Origin of the sequence: Pseudomonas sp. NPDC087814 (genome assembly GCF_044742865.1) — a bacterium.
Taxonomy (GTDB): domain Bacteria; phylum Pseudomonadota; class Gammaproteobacteria; order Pseudomonadales; family Pseudomonadaceae; genus Aquipseudomonas.
In genome coordinates this window covers 1-13,314 of sequence record NZ_JBIUVK010000081.1, presented here as the reverse complement: position 1 = coordinate 13,314, position 13,314 = coordinate 1, and the positions used below count along the sequence as shown (strand labels likewise).

Below are 13,314 nucleotides of genomic sequence, written 5' to 3'. Positions count from 1 at the left end.
GATGGTCGAGATCGGTGGCACCGTGGGTGACATCGAGTCCCAACCGTTCCTCGAAGCCATCCGCCAGTTGCGTTTCGAAGTCGGCGCCAAGCGCGCGATGCTGATGCACCTGACACTGGTGCCGTACATCGCCACCGCCGGCGAAACCAAAACCAAGCCCACCCAGCACTCGGTCAAGGAACTGCGTTCCATCGGCCTGCAGCCGGACGTGCTGGTGTGCCGCTCCGACCACGCGATCGACATCGCGTCCCGTCGCAAGATCGCCCAGTTCACCAACGTTGAAGAACGTGCGGTAATCGCCCTGGAAGACGCCGACACCATCTACAAGATCCCGGGCATCCTGCATTCCCAGGGCCTGGATGATTTTGTCGTCGAGCGCTTCGGCCTGCAGTGTGGCGGCGCCGATCTGTCCGAGTGGGAAGCCGTGGTCGACGCCAAGCTCAACCCTGAGCATGAAGTCACCATCGCCATGGTCGGCAAGTACATGGAGCTGCTGGACGCCTACAAGTCGCTGATCGAGGCGATGAGCCACGCGGGCATCAGCAACCGTACCAAGGTCAACCTGCGCTACATCGACTCCGAAGACATCGAGAACCAGGGCACTGCGCTGCTGGAAGGCGTTGACGCCATCCTGGTTCCGGGCGGCTTCGGTCTGCGTGGCGTGGAAGGCAAGATCACTGCCGTCCAGTACGCTCGTGAGAACAAGGTGCCGTACCTGGGTATCTGCCTGGGCATGCAAGTGGCGGTCATCGAGTTCGCCCGTAACGTAATGGGCTGGAAAGACGCCAACTCCACCGAGTTCGATCGCACCAGCGGCCATCCGGTCGTGGGCCTGATCACCGAGTGGGAAGATGCCACCGGCGCCGTCGAAACCCGTACCGAAGCCTCCGACCTGGGCGGCACCATGCGCCTCGGCGCGCAGGATTGCCTGCTGGAGCCGGGTTCGCTGGTTCACGATTGCTATGGCAAGGACGTGATTGTCGAGCGTCACCGTCACCGCTACGAAGTGAACAACAACCTGCTGCCGAAAATCATGGAAGCCGGCCTGAAAATCTCCGGTCGTTCCGGTGATGGCGCGCTGGTTGAAGTGGTTGAAGCACCGGATCATCCATGGTTCGTGGCTTGCCAGTTCCACCCGGAGTTCACCTCGACCCCGCGCGACGGTCACCCGTTGTTCAGCGGCTTCGTTAAAGCAGCACTGACGCAACATCAGAAGAAGGCGTAAACCTGATGGCCCAGAAGATCATTCGCGTAGGCGACATCGAGATTGCCAACGACAAGCCCATGGTGCTGTTCGGCGGCATGAACGTGCTGGAAAGCCGCGACATGGCGATGCAGGTCTGTGAAGAGTACGTGAAGGTGACCGAGAAACTCGGTATCCCCTACGTATTCAAGGCCAGCTTCGACAAGGCCAACCGTTCGTCCGTGACCTCCTACCGCGGCCCGGGCCTTGAAGAAGGCATGCGGATCTTCCAGGACATCAAGCAAGCCTTCGGCGTGCCGATCATCACCGACGTCCACGAGCCTGAGCAGGCTGCCGTGGTTGCCGAGGTGTGCGACATCATCCAGTTGCCGGCCTTCCTGTCGCGCCAGACCGACCTCGTGGTCGCGATGGCCAAGACCGGCGCTGTGATCAATATCAAGAAAGCCCAGTTCCTCGCGCCTCAGGAAATGAAACATATCCTGAACAAGTGCGTGGAAGCGGGTAACGACCAGTTGATCCTCTGCGAGCGTGGTTCGAGCTTCGGCTACAACAACCTCGTGGTGGACATGCTCGGTTTCGGCATCATGAAACAGTTCGAATACCCAGTGTTCTTCGACGTGACCCACGCGCTGCAAATGCCCGGTGGTCGCGCCGATTCCGCTGGCGGGCGCCGTGCCCAGGTACTGGACCTGGCCAAGGCCGGCATCAGCCAGTCCCTGGCAGGTTTGTTCCTGGAAGCCCACCCGGACCCGGACAACGCCAAGTGCGACGGCCCATGCGCCCTGCGCCTGGACAAGCTGGAGCCATTCCTGGCCCAGTTGAAGCAGTTGGACGACCTGGTCAAGAGTTTTCCGACGGTAGAGACCGCGTAAGCGCCATTTCTCCGGTAGACTTTCCCTCGCTTTACGCTCAGGCCCACGGGCCTGAGCCTTGTCGCCTGCAAGCCTGCCCGTTGTTCCACCCTTGCGGTCGGTCAAAAGATTTCCTTCAGCTGCGTCGTTTTCGTCAACTTTGGAGTGTTTACAACAATGGCAAAAATCGTCGACATCAAAGGTCGTGAAGTTCTCGACTCCCGTGGCAACCCTACCGTCGAAGCCGACGTGCTTCTCGATAACGGCATCATCGGCAGCGCCTGCGCGCCGTCCGGTGCTTCCACAGGTTCCCGCGAAGCACTGGAACTGCGTGATGGCGACAAGAGCCGTTACCTGGGCAAGGGCGTACTCAAGGCGGTGGCCAACATCAATGGCCCGATCCGCGACCTGCTGCTGGGCAAGGATCCACTTGACCAGAAAGCCCTCGATCACGCGATGATCAAGCTCGACGGTACCGAAAACAAAGGCAGCCTGGGCGCCAACGCCATCCTCGCCGTGTCCCTGGCCGCTGCCAAGGCCGCTGCACAGGACCAGGACCTGCCGCTGTACGCCCACATCGCCAACCTGAACGGCACTCCGGGTGTCTACTCGATGCCGGTTCCGATGATGAACATCATCAACGGTGGCGAGCACGCTGATAACAACGTCGACATCCAGGAATTCATGGTGCAGCCGGTTGGCGCCAAGACCTTCTCCGAAGGCCTGCGCATGGGCACCGAGATTTTCCATCACCTCAAGGCTGTGCTGAAGGCCCGTGGCCTGAGCACTGCAGTGGGTGACGAAGGTGGTTTCGCGCCGAACCTGGCGTCCAACGAAGACGCACTGAAAGTGATCTCCGAAGCCGTGGCCAACGCTGGCTACAAGCTGGGCACCGACGTGACCCTGGCCCTGGACTGCGCGGCCAGCGAATTCTACGAAGACGGCAAGTACAACCTGTCCGGCGAAGGCCACGTCTTCACCTCGGAAGGTTTTGCTGACTACCTCAAGGGCCTGACCGAGCGCTACCCGATCATCTCGATCGAAGACGGCCTGGACGAGTCCGACTGGGCTGGCTGGAAAGTGCTCACCGACAAGATCGGCGAGAAGATCCAGCTGGTGGGCGACGACCTGTTCGTGACCAACACCAAGATCCTGAAAGAAGGCATCGACAAAAAGATCGCCAACTCGATCCTGATCAAGTTCAACCAGATCGGCACCCTGACCGAAACCCTGGAAGCCATCCAGATGGCCAAGGCTGCGGGCTACACCGCCGTGATCTCCCACCGCTCCGGCGAAACCGAAGATTCGACCATTGCCGACCTGGCCGTGGGCACTTCGGCTGGGCAGATCAAGACCGGTTCCCTGTGCCGTTCCGATCGCGTTTCCAAGTACAACCAATTGCTGCGTATCGAAGAGCAACTGGGCGGCAAAGCCAAGTACAACGGTCGCAGCGAGTTTCGCGGCTGATTGTTAAATGGTAAAAGGTCAGCGGATTACGTCGGAAAAATCACGGCAGCGTGAATTTCGGCGCTAATCTCATGACTAACAAGCACAAGCCTGGTTTTTCCAGGCTTCGTGCTATCAGTTGCTGCAAAAGTTTTGCATGGCTGTCTTTTTTCACTGGATACCCGATATTCGATGCGCAGTCCCAATTGGTTGTTCCTCGTCTTGCTCTTGCTGCTGGCTGGCCTGCAGTACCGCCTTTGGGTGGGGAATGGCAGCTTGGCGCAGGTCACCGAACTGACCCAGCAAATTGCCGCACAGCACGCCGAAAACGAGGTGTTGCTGGAGCGCAATCGCGTGCTCGATGCCGAAGTACTTGAATTGAAAAAAGGCATGGAGACCGTTGAAGAGCGGGCTCGCCATGAGTTGGGCATGGTCAAGGAGGGCGAAACCCTCTACCAGTTGGCCCAATGAGCATTTCGTCACCGGCCTTCTGGGCCGTGATTCCTGCCGCGGGCGTGGGTGCCCGTATGGCCGCGGACCGTCCCAAGCAGTACTTGCAATTGGGTGGGCGCACTATTCTCGAACACAGCCTTGGCTGTTTCCTCGATCATCCGGGCCTCAAGGGGCTGGTGGTCAGCGTTGCGATGGATGACCCTTACTGGCCGACCCTGGCTTGCGCCACCGACCCACGCATTGTGCGCGTTGACGGCGGCGAAGAACGCTCGGGTTCGGTGCTCAATGCCTTGCTTTACCTGCACGGCCAGGGCGCCAGCGATGACGATTGGGTGCTGGTGCATGACGCCGCCCGGCCGAACCTCAGCCGCGATGATCTGGACAAGTTGCTCTTTGAACTGGCCGACGACAGCGTGGGTGGGCTGCTGGCCGTGCCGGCGCGGGACACCCTCAAGCGCGCCGACAAGCACGGGCGCGTGTTGGAAACGGTTGATCGCACGCCGATCTGGCAGGCCTACACCCCGCAGATGTTCCACCTTGGCGCGCTGCACCGGGCCTTGGCCGACAGCCTGGTCTCGGACGTGGTCATCACCGACGAAGCCTCGGCCATGGAATGGGCCGGGCATGCGCCTCGCCTGATCGAAGGCCGTTCCGACAACCTCAAGGTCACCCGCCCGGAAGACCTTGAATGGCTGCGCCAGCGTCGGGCCTTCCAGTCTTCCTGACGATCAGCCAGCCGGGCCGTAGCAGTCTATCTCAGGTAGACGGGATGGTTGCCCAGGCCCTCCTTGAGAAAGTCCACCAGTTTTCGCACCTTGGGCGAAAGGTGGCGTTGTTGTGGGTACAGCGCCCAAACCGCGGTGTTGGGCGGTTGATGGGCTTCGAGTAACGACACCAGTGCGCCGCTGTGCAAATGCTCCAGCACGTAATAGTCCGGCAACTGGCAAAGACCGACACCTTGCAGGGCCGCATCCAGCACCGCTTGCCCGCTGTTGCAGCGCCAGTTCCCCTGTACCCGCTGGGAAAATTCGCGCCCGTCCTGGGCCAGTTGCCAAATATCCGAGCTGCCGATCAGGCAGTTATGCCGGCTTAACTCCGACAAGCTATGTGGCCGCCCGTACCTGGCCAGGTAGGACGGTGACGCGCACAGGTACATACGCCGCGGCGCGAGGCGGCTGGCAACCATGCGCGAATCCGCCAGGCGCCCGAGGCGAATCGCCAGGTCCAGGCCTTCGTGCACCAGGTCCAGCTGGCGGTTGGTCAATTCCACGTCCACGCGCAATTGCGGATAAAGCGCCATGAACCGCGTCACCAGCGGCACGATAAAACGCTCGCCGTAAGCCACTGCGCAGGTCATGCGCAACATTCCCTTGGGCTCGCTGGCCAGGTCGCCCACGGCGCGCAAGGCTTCTTCGCGACCGTCCTGCAATCGCTGGCAATGTTGCAGGAAGGTCTGGCCGGCTTCGGTCAATGTCACCTTGCGCGTGCTGCGATACAGCAAGCGTGTTTGCAGGCGCTCTTCCAGTCGCGCGACCTGGCGGCTGATATGGGACGACGACACGCCCAGGCGCTCGGCGGCCGCGGTGAATTGGCTGCATTCGGCCACGGCGACGAACTCGTCGATGCCCTCCCAGCGGTTTTCCAGCATGCTGATTGTCCCTGTACGGCAATAATGTTTTGCTTTTGTCTGGATTATTAATCAGATGAGCATGTTTTACACTGCCGGCCTTACGTTTTTAACCCGATGGAGAAACCGGATGATCAAGTCCCGCGCGGCCGTAGCCTTCGAAGCCAAGAAACCCCTCGAGATCGTTGAAGTGGATGTGGCCATGCCCAAGGCGGGCGAGGTGCTGTTGCGGGTGGTGGCGTCCGGTGTGTGCCATACCGATGCCTACACCCTGTCTGGCGCGGACCCGGAAGGCATTTTCCCGTCGATCCTCGGCCACGAAGGCGGCGCCGTGGTTGAAGCCATCGGCGAAGGCGTGACCTCGGTGGCGGTGGGCGACCACGTGATCCCGCTGTACACCCCGGAATGCGGCAAGTGCAAATTCTGCCTGTCGGGCAAGACCAACCTCTGCCAGGCGATTCGCGCCACCCAGGGTAAAGGCCTGATGCCAGATGGCACCTCGCGCTTTTCCTACAAGGGCCAGCCGATTTTCCACTACATGGGCACTTCGACCTTCTCCGAATACACCGTGCTGCCGGAAATCTCCGTAGCGAAGATTCCCAAAGAAGCGCCGCTGGAAAAAGTCTGCCTGCTGGGCTGTGGTGTCACCACCGGTATCGGTGCAGTGATCAACACCGCCAAGGTCAAGCCAGGCGACACCGTGGCCATCTTCGGCCTGGGCGGCATCGGCCTGTCGGCGGTGATCGGCGCGGTGAAAGCCAAGGCCGGCCGCATCATTGCCATCGACATCAACCCGGCCAAGTTTGAAATCGCCAGGCAGCTGGGTGCCACCGACTGCATCAACCCGAAAGACTACGACCGCCCGATCCAGGACGTGATCGTCGATTTGACCGACGGCGGCGTCGACTTTTCCTTCGAGTGCATCGGCAATGTCCAACTGATGCGTGCGGCCCTTGAGTGCTGCCACAAAGGTTGGGGCGAGTCGGTGATCATCGGCGTGGCCGGCGCCGGCCAGGAAATTGCTACCCGTCCGTTCCAGCTGGTCACCGGCCGCGTCTGGCGCGGTTCGGCGTTCGGCGGCGTGCGCGGTCGCAGCGAGTTGCCAAGCTATGTGGAAATGGCCCAGACCGGTGAAATCCCGCTGGATACGTTCATCACCCACACCATGGGCCTGGAAGATATCAACAAGGCGTTTGACCTGATGCATGAAGGCAAGAGCATCCGCACCGTCATTCACTTCTGAGGTCGGCCATGAGTCTGGAAAACCTGTCGTGCCAGAAAAGCTTCGGCGGCTGGCATAAACGCTACAAGCATCATTCCGACGTGCTGGGTTGCGACATGACCTTCGCCGTGTACCTGCCGCCGCAAGCGGAGCAGGGCGGCAAATTGCCGGTGCTGTACTGGCTATCGGGCCTGACCTGCACCGATGAGAACTTCATGCAGAAGGCCGGCGCGCAACGCATGGCAGCCGAGCTGGGGTTGATCATTGTTGCGCCGGACACCAGCCCGCGCGGCCCCGGTGTGCCGGGTGATCCGGACAACGCCTGGGACTTTGGCCTGGGCGCCGGTTTCTACCTGAACGCCACCCAGGAGCCCTGGGCCCAGCACTATCGGATGCATGACTACGTGGTGCAGGAGTTGCCGGCATTGGTCGAGGCGCATTTCCCGGCGTCGGCCAAACGCGGGATCAGCGGCCACTCCATGGGCGGCCACGGCGCGCTGGTGTGTGCCTTGCGCAACCCGGGGCGTTATCAGTCGGTATCGGCGTTCTCGCCGATCAACAACCCGATGGATTGCCCGTGGGGCCAGAAGGCATTCTCCCGCTACCTCGGCGAAGAGCGCTCGAAATGGCGCGAATGGGATGCCTGCGTGTTGATCAGCGAAGCCTCGGAAAAGCTGCCATTGCTGGTGGACCAGGGCGACCGCGACGATTTCCTCGCGGTGCAGCTCAAGCCTGAAGCGTTGCAACAAGCGGCCAGGGCGGCGAACCATCCGCTGGAGCTGCGCCTGCAACCGGGCTATGACCACAGCTACTTCTTTATCGCCAGCTTCATCGAAGACCACTTACGCCATCACGCGCGCGCTTTGCTCGGTTAATGTGAGGCAAAAGTAGGTAGAATCACGCCCTGAATTAAATCGGGGCGTTTTTTTATGCGTATTGGCCACGGCTATGATGTGCACCGTTTCGCCGAAGGCGATTTCATTACCCTGGGCGGCGTGCGGATCGCGCACCACCACGGGTTGCTGGCTCATTCCGACGGCGACGTGGTGCTGCATGCCTTGAGCGATGCCTTGCTCGGCGCAGCCGCGTTGGGCGACATCGGCAAGCACTTTCCGGACACCGACCCGACCTTCAAGGGCGCGGACAGCCGTGTGCTGTTGCGTCACGTGGTCGGCTTGATCCATGCCAAGGGCTGGAAGGTCGGCAACGTCGACAACACCATCGTCGCCCAGGCGCCCAAGATGGCCCCGCATATCGAAACGATGCGCGCGCTGATTGCCGCGGATCTTCAAGTTGAGTTGGATCAAGTGAACGTAAAAGCCACCACCACCGAAAAGCTCGGGTTTACCGGTCGCGAAGAGGGCATTGCCGTGCACTCCGTTGCCTTGTTGCTGCGCGCATGAATGATCTGCAACTGCTGGGCCCGCGTGCCTATGGCGAGGCCTTGGGCAGCGCTGTTCTAAAGGCCACCGCTGAAGACTTCCAGGTGGATGAAGTGCTGGATATCCCGCTGACCGGCGAGGGTGAACACCTGTGGTTGTGGGTGGAAAAGCGCGGCCTGAATACCGAAGAGGCGGCGCGGCGGATTGCCAAGGCGGCGGGCGTGCCGTTGCGTACAGTCAGCTACGCCGGGCTCAAGGACCGCCAGGCGCTGACCCGCCAGTGGTTCAGCGTGCAGTTGCCGGGCAAGGCGGACCCGGACCTGAGCGCGGCTGAAAACGACACCCTGAAGATCCTCAAGACCGGCCGTCACAAGCGCAAGCTGCAGCGCGGCGCGCATTCGGCCAACGGCTTTACCTTGCGCCTGACCCAGTTTGCCGGGGATGCGGCGGCCATCGACGCCCGCCTGCAACTGATCGCCAGGCAAGGCATTCCCAACTATTTCGGCGCCCAGCGTTTCGGCCATAACGGCGGCAACGTCGTCGATGCCCGTGACTGGGCGGCGCGCAAGGCCTTGCCGGAGCAGCGCAATGTGCGTTCGCGCCTGCTCTCGACGGCCCGCAGCTTCCTGTTCAATAAAGTGCTGGCGGCGCGGGTGGCCGACGGTTCCTGGCAGCGCGCCCAGGTCGGTGACTTGCTGGCGTTTACCGACAGCCGCAGCTTTTTCCCGGCGGGGGAGGCTGAATGCAGCGACCCGCGCCTGGCAATCCTCGACCTGCATCCCACCGGCCCGCAGTGGGGCGAAGGTGATTCGCCGGCGGCGGGAGCAACCTTCGCGCTGGAACAGGCGATTGCCGACGGTGAAGCCGAACTGCGGGATTGGCTGGTGAATGCCGGCATGAGCCAGGAACGTCGCATTCTTCGACTGCCCATTGGCGGGTTGACGTGGCATTATCCCGAACCTGACATTCTGCAATTGGAATTCGTCCTGCCGGCTGGATGCTTCGCCACTGTCTTGGTGCGCGAGCTTGTAGATCTGGTGCCGGTGGGGCAGACGGACAGCCCATGCGTATTCTGATATCTAACGACGACGGGGTCACTGCACCCGGCCTTGCCGCGCTTCATGCTGCGCTGGCGGATTACGCCGAGTGCGTGGTGGTTGCCCCGGACCAGGACAAAAGCGGCGCCAGCAGCTCGCTGACGCTCGACCGTCCGTTGCATACACAGACGTTGCCCAACGGCTTTATCAGCGTGAATGGCACGCCGACCGACTGCGTGCACCTGGCGATCAACAGCCTGCTGGACCGCGAGCCGGACCTGGTGGTTTCCGGGATCAACCTGGGCGCCAACCTGGGTGACGACGTGCTGTATTCCGGTACGGTGGCGGCAGCCCTTGAAGGGCGCTTCCTCGGTCGGACCTCGTTCGCTTTTTCGTTTGCGTCCCGTCAACTGGACAACCTGGCGACTGCGGCGTATTTCGCCCGCAAGCTGGTGGAGGCCCATGACACCCTGGTCCTGCCGCCGCGCACGGTGCTCAACGTCAATATTCCCAATCTGCCCCTGGACCACATTCGCGGTATCCAGCTGACCCGCCTCGGCCACCGTGCCCGTGCGGCAGCGCCGCTGAAGGTGGTCGACCCGCGTGGCAGGGAAGGGTACTGGATTGCCGCTGCCGGCGATGCCGAGGACGGTGGCGAGGGCACGGACTTTCATGCGGTGATGCAAGGTTATGTCTCGATTACCCCGTTGCAACTCGATCGCACCTTCAGTGATGCCTTCAGTAGCCTCGATGGCTGGCTGGAGGGGCTGCGCTGATGGCTCGTGAACAAGACGACCTGCTGCGCCGGGGCATCGGGATGACCTCCCAGCGCACCCGCGAGCGATTGATCCAGCGCCTGTATGAAGAAGGGCTGTCCAATGCCCAGGTGCTGGAAGTCATCCGGCGTACCCCGCGGCATCTGTTTGTCGATGAAGCCCTGGCGCACCGCGCCTATGAAGACACAGCCTTGCCCATCGGCCACAACCAGACCATCTCCCAGCCCTATATGGTGGCGCGGATGAGTGAGTTGCTGCTGGCGGCGGGCCCGCTGGACAAGGTGCTGGAAATCGGCACCGGTTCCGGCTACCAGACGGCCGTGTTGTCGCAGCTGGTGGAGCGGGTGTTTTCCGTGGAGCGCATCAAGGTGTTGCAAGACCGGGCCAAGGAACGCCTGGTGGAGTTGAACTTGCGCAACGTGGTGTTCCGTTGGGGTGATGGCTGGGAAGGCTGGCCGGCACTGGCGCCATACAACGGCATTATCGTCACCGCGGTGGCGACCGACGTGCCCCAGGCCTTGCTCGATCAACTGGCTCCCGGCGGGCGCCTGGTGATTCCGGTGGGCTCCGGCGAAGTGCAACAATTAATGTTGATCATTCGCGAGGAAGAGGGCTTTTCCCGGCATGTGCTCGGCGCCGTGCGTTTTGTCCCGCTGCTCAACGGTCCGCTGGCCTGATCAATTATTTCTGCGTACTGAATTCTATTGCCGGGTATGTGTCTTACAGCGGGGTCTGTTGAGTCCACATGATCAGCCGTCGGAGTTAAACATGATGAAATTTTCTTTAGAATCGTGTTTCCAGTAAAAACCCAACGGCCAGTTATACTTGCGTCATATTTCAAGCCTGATACAGGCGTTCATAGTCAGCCACCACAAAGGGAGCGGCGGGTGAGTCTCACGGTCATTGCACAGCGTATGAGTCAAACAAGCTTTCAGCGACTGGTGATTGGCCTTGTCTTGAGTTCCTTGCTGGCGGCTTGTTCAAGCACGCCATCCGGTGGCGCGCGGGTGGTCGACCGCAATAACGCGGTACCGCAGAAACCTACCGTTACCACAGGCCAATACGTCGTGCGCAAGGGCGATACGATGTTCTCGATCGCCTTTCGTTATGGCTGGGACTACAAGGCGCTCGCCGCCCGTAACAACATCCCTGTGCCATACACGATACATCCAGGTCAGACCATTCGTTTCGATGGACGAACCGGTTCAACACCGACCGCGGTAGTCACAAACACGGCTTCTTCGCCGTCGTCTTCGAGCAAGACCACCATCATCACCCGGCCTGCAGGCACCGCCGCGCCTAGCGTTGCGAGCAAGCCGGCACCTGCGCCGATGCCGCCGGCGGGGCCCGCACCGACCGGCTGGGGATGGCCCTCAAATGGCATCCTTATTGGAAAATTCTCTTCAAACGGTAGTTTGAATAAAGGCATTGATATCGCCGGGGATTTGGGACAGCCTGTTTTAGCTGCGTCTGATGGGACAGTGGTGTACGCCGGGAGTGGTTTACGGGGCTACGGCGAGCTGGTCATCATCAAACACAGCGATACCTACGTCAGTGCCTACGGTCACAACCGCAGGCTGTTGGTTCGGGAGGGGCAGCAGGTCAAAGTCGGACAGACAATTGCCGAAATGGGGTCAACTGGTACAGACCGGGTGAAACTGCACTTTGAGATTCGCCGCCAAGGGAAGCCTGTTGATCCGCTGCAATTCCTTCCCCGTCGTTGATGTGTTGCACAGCCTGTTCCTCACGTAGTAGGAACAGGCTCCAGCGTTGCCAAGGATAAAGGCGTCGCTTGAGCTTGAGGTCGAACTCACCAAAGGACTATAACAATGGCTCTCAGTAAAGAAGCGCCGGAGTTTGACATCGACGATGAGGTTCTCCTTATGGAGACTGTCATCGATACGGAATCGATGTCGAATGAGGGACCTGCTGTACCTTCAGTTCGCACCAAATCCAAGAACTCCACCGCGTTAAAGCAACACAAGTACATTGATTACACACGGGCGCTCGACGCGACTCAGTTGTACCTCAATGAAATCGGCTTTTCCCCTCTGCTCACTCCCGAAGAAGAAGTCCATTTTGCGCGCTTGTCGCAAAAGGGCGATCCGGCTGGGCGCAAGCGCATGATTGAAAGCAACCTGCGACTGGTGGTGAAAATCGCCCGACGCTACGTCAATCGTGGGCTGTCCCTGTTGGACTTGATCGAGGAAGGCAATCTCGGCCTGATCCGGGCGGTGGAAAAGTTCGACCCTGAGCGGGGCTTCCGCTTTTCGACCTACGCCACCTGGTGGATTCGTCAGACCATCGAACGGGCGATCATGAATCAGACCCGTACGATCCGGTTGCCGATCCATGTGGTCAAGGAGCTCAACGTCTACCTGCGGGCGGCGCGTGAGCTGACACAGAAACTCGATCATGAACCTTCGCCTGAAGAAATCGCCAACCTGCTGGAAAAACCGGTGGGAGAGGTCAAGCGCATGCTCGGTCTCAATGAGCGGGTGTCTTCTGTCGATGTCTCGCTGGGTCCGGATTCGGATAAAACCCTGCTGGACACCCTGACCGATGATCGTCCTACGGACCCATGTGAGTTGCTGCAGGACGACGATCTGTCGCAAAGCATCGACCAGTGGCTTTCGGAGCTGACGGACAAACAGCGTGAGGTGGTGATTCGCCGCTTCGGGCTGCGCGGCCACGAAAGCAGCACCCTGGAAGATGTTGGCCTGGAGATTGGCTTGACCCGTGAGCGGGTGCGGCAGATCCAGGTCGAGGGCCTCAAGCGCTTGCGCGAGATCCTCGAGAAGAATGGCTTGTCGAGTGAGTCGTTGTTTCAATAAACGACGCAGGATGAAATGTGGGAGCGGGCTTGTGTGGGAGCTGGCTTGCCTGCGATAGCATCACCTCGGTGCAACTGATAGATCGAGGTGATGCTATCGCGGGCAAGCCCGGCTCCCACATAGGTGGGCTCCCACATTTTTTTGTGCATGGAATTACATCGTGTGATTGCTCGTTCCCACGCTCTGTGTGGGAAAGCAGCCCAGGACGCTCCGCGTCCCAAAGCGTGACGCAGAGCGTCACAAGAGGCATTCCCACGCAGAGCGTAGGAACGAGCGGGCACAAAAAAGCCCCGCTTTTGAGGGCGGGGCTTTTCGACTAAATCAGTACAAGTTAGATAACTTGAACTTCTTCAGCTTGCATGCCTTTCTGACCGCGGGTAGCGATGAAAGAAACCTGTTGGCCTTCTTTCAGGCTTTTGAAGCCGTCGGATTGGATAGCTTTGAAGTGAACGAACAGGTCGTCACCGGATTGTGGAGTGATG

At 60.4% G+C, this 13,314-nt stretch carries 15 protein-coding genes; 13 read left to right on the top strand and 2 right to left on the bottom strand.

Features of this window, described 5'->3' with window-relative positions:
* From ACIOMR_RS30065 to ispD, 5 genes are all read left to right on the top strand, one after another.
* The coding region (locus ACIOMR_RS30065; protein ID WP_401198031.1) for a CTP synthase at positions 1 to 1,225 on the top strand (1,225 nt) is incomplete at its 5' end.
* Positions 1,226 to 1,230: 5 nt separating this feature from the next.
* A complete protein-coding gene (gene kdsA / locus ACIOMR_RS30060) occupies positions 1,231 to 2,076 on the top strand; it encodes a 3-deoxy-8-phosphooctulonate synthase (protein WP_003219295.1) in 846 nt (281 codons plus the stop codon).
* Between the two features lie 156 nt (positions 2,077 to 2,232).
* Entirely contained in the window at positions 2,233 to 3,522 is a 1,290-nt protein-coding gene (eno, locus tag ACIOMR_RS30055) for a phosphopyruvate hydratase (RefSeq protein WP_003219294.1), read from the top strand.
* Positions 3,523 to 3,693: 171 nt separating this feature from the next.
* On the top strand, positions 3,694 to 3,972 hold the full coding sequence (gene ftsB, locus ACIOMR_RS30050; RefSeq protein WP_003219292.1) for a cell division protein FtsB: 279 nt from the start codon (positions 3,694 to 3,696) through the stop codon (positions 3,970 to 3,972).
* Entirely contained in the window at positions 3,969 to 4,679 is a 711-nt protein-coding gene (ispD, locus tag ACIOMR_RS30045) for a 2-C-methyl-D-erythritol 4-phosphate cytidylyltransferase (protein WP_008432218.1), read from the top strand. The genes ftsB and ispD overlap by 4 nt, the downstream gene beginning before the upstream one ends.
* Positions 4,680 to 4,705: 26 nt before the next feature.
* Here ispD and ACIOMR_RS30040 read toward each other — a convergent pair whose 3' ends face one another.
* Positions 4,706 to 5,602, bottom strand: coding sequence for a LysR substrate-binding domain-containing protein (locus ACIOMR_RS30040; RefSeq protein ID WP_003219287.1), 897 nt, complete (start codon positions 5,600 to 5,602; stop codon positions 4,706 to 4,708).
* Positions 5,603 to 5,711: 109 nt separating this feature from the next.
* On the opposite strand from ACIOMR_RS30040, the gene ACIOMR_RS30035 reads away from it, so the two are divergent.
* From ACIOMR_RS30035 to rpoS, 8 genes are all read left to right on the top strand, one after another.
* The gene (locus ACIOMR_RS30035; protein ID WP_003219285.1) at positions 5,712 to 6,824 is read left to right on the top strand and encodes an S-(hydroxymethyl)glutathione dehydrogenase/class III alcohol dehydrogenase; all 1,113 of its coding nucleotides are present in this window, start codon (positions 5,712 to 5,714) and stop codon (positions 6,822 to 6,824) included.
* An 8-nt stretch (positions 6,825 to 6,832) separates the two neighbouring features.
* Positions 6,833 to 7,678 (top strand): S-formylglutathione hydrolase, encoded by an 846-nt coding sequence (gene fghA / locus ACIOMR_RS30030; protein WP_003219284.1) that lies wholly within the window; start codon positions 6,833 to 6,835, stop codon positions 7,676 to 7,678.
* A 54-nt stretch (positions 7,679 to 7,732) separates the two neighbouring features.
* A complete protein-coding gene (ispF, locus tag ACIOMR_RS30025) occupies positions 7,733 to 8,206 on the top strand; it encodes a 2-C-methyl-D-erythritol 2,4-cyclodiphosphate synthase (RefSeq protein WP_003219282.1) in 474 nt (157 codons plus the stop codon).
* A complete protein-coding gene (truD, locus tag ACIOMR_RS30020; RefSeq protein WP_003219280.1) occupies positions 8,203 to 9,261 on the top strand; it encodes a tRNA pseudouridine(13) synthase TruD in 1,059 nt (352 codons plus the stop codon). Before ispF ends, truD begins: the two co-directional genes overlap by 4 nt.
* Positions 9,249 to 9,998 (top strand): 5'/3'-nucleotidase SurE, encoded by a 750-nt coding sequence (surE, locus tag ACIOMR_RS30015; RefSeq protein WP_003219278.1) that lies wholly within the window; start codon positions 9,249 to 9,251, stop codon positions 9,996 to 9,998. The genes truD and surE overlap by 13 nt, the downstream gene beginning before the upstream one ends.
* 41 nt (positions 9,999 to 10,039) lie before the next feature.
* Positions 10,040 to 10,675, top strand: a complete 636-nt coding sequence (locus tag ACIOMR_RS30010) for a protein-L-isoaspartate(D-aspartate) O-methyltransferase (RefSeq protein WP_010176736.1) — start codon at positions 10,040 to 10,042, stop codon at positions 10,673 to 10,675.
* Positions 10,676 to 10,885: 210 nt separating this feature from the next.
* The gene (locus ACIOMR_RS30005) at positions 10,886 to 11,722 is read left to right on the top strand and encodes a peptidoglycan DD-metalloendopeptidase family protein (protein ID WP_032898924.1); all 837 of its coding nucleotides are present in this window, start codon (positions 10,886 to 10,888) and stop codon (positions 11,720 to 11,722) included.
* A gap of 105 nt (positions 11,723 to 11,827) precedes the next feature.
* Positions 11,828 to 12,832, top strand: coding sequence for an RNA polymerase sigma factor RpoS (gene rpoS, locus ACIOMR_RS30000; RefSeq protein WP_003219274.1), 1,005 nt, complete (start codon positions 11,828 to 11,830; stop codon positions 12,830 to 12,832).
* Between the two features lie 331 nt (positions 12,833 to 13,163).
* Here rpoS and ACIOMR_RS29995 read toward each other — a convergent pair.
* Positions 13,164 to 13,314: cold-shock protein (locus ACIOMR_RS29995; RefSeq protein ID WP_401198033.1), on the bottom strand; the 151-nt coding region annotated here is incomplete at its 5' end.

Excerpts from the sequence above, each read along its gene's own strand:
- rpoS (WP_003219274.1), top strand. The coding sequence starts at position 11,828 with ATGGCTCTCAGTAAAGAAGCGCCGGAGTTTGACATCGACGATGAGGTT.
- ispD (WP_008432218.1), top strand. The coding sequence starts at position 3,969 with ATGAGCATTTCGTCACCGGCCTTCTGGGCCGTGATTCCTGCCGCGGGC.
- eno (WP_003219294.1), top strand. The coding sequence starts at position 2,233 with ATGGCAAAAATCGTCGACATCAAAGGTCGTGAAGTTCTCGACTCCCGT.
- ACIOMR_RS30010 (WP_010176736.1), top strand. The coding sequence starts at position 10,040 with ATGACCTCCCAGCGCACCCGCGAGCGATTGATCCAGCGCCTGTATGAA.
- truD (WP_003219280.1), top strand. The coding sequence starts at position 8,203 with ATGAATGATCTGCAACTGCTGGGCCCGCGTGCCTATGGCGAGGCCTTG.
- kdsA (WP_003219295.1), top strand. The coding sequence starts at position 1,231 with ATGGCCCAGAAGATCATTCGCGTAGGCGACATCGAGATTGCCAACGAC.
- ACIOMR_RS30035 (WP_003219285.1), top strand. The coding sequence starts at position 5,712 with ATGATCAAGTCCCGCGCGGCCGTAGCCTTCGAAGCCAAGAAACCCCTC.
- ftsB (WP_003219292.1), top strand. The coding sequence starts at position 3,694 with ATGCGCAGTCCCAATTGGTTGTTCCTCGTCTTGCTCTTGCTGCTGGCT.
- fghA (WP_003219284.1), top strand. The coding sequence starts at position 6,833 with ATGAGTCTGGAAAACCTGTCGTGCCAGAAAAGCTTCGGCGGCTGGCAT.
- surE (WP_003219278.1), top strand. The coding sequence starts at position 9,249 with ATGCGTATTCTGATATCTAACGACGACGGGGTCACTGCACCCGGCCTT.
- ispF (WP_003219282.1), top strand. The coding sequence starts at position 7,733 with ATGCGTATTGGCCACGGCTATGATGTGCACCGTTTCGCCGAAGGCGAT.
- ACIOMR_RS30040 (WP_003219287.1), bottom strand. The coding sequence starts at position 5,602 with ATGCTGGAAAACCGCTGGGAGGGCATCGACGAGTTCGTCGCCGTGGCC.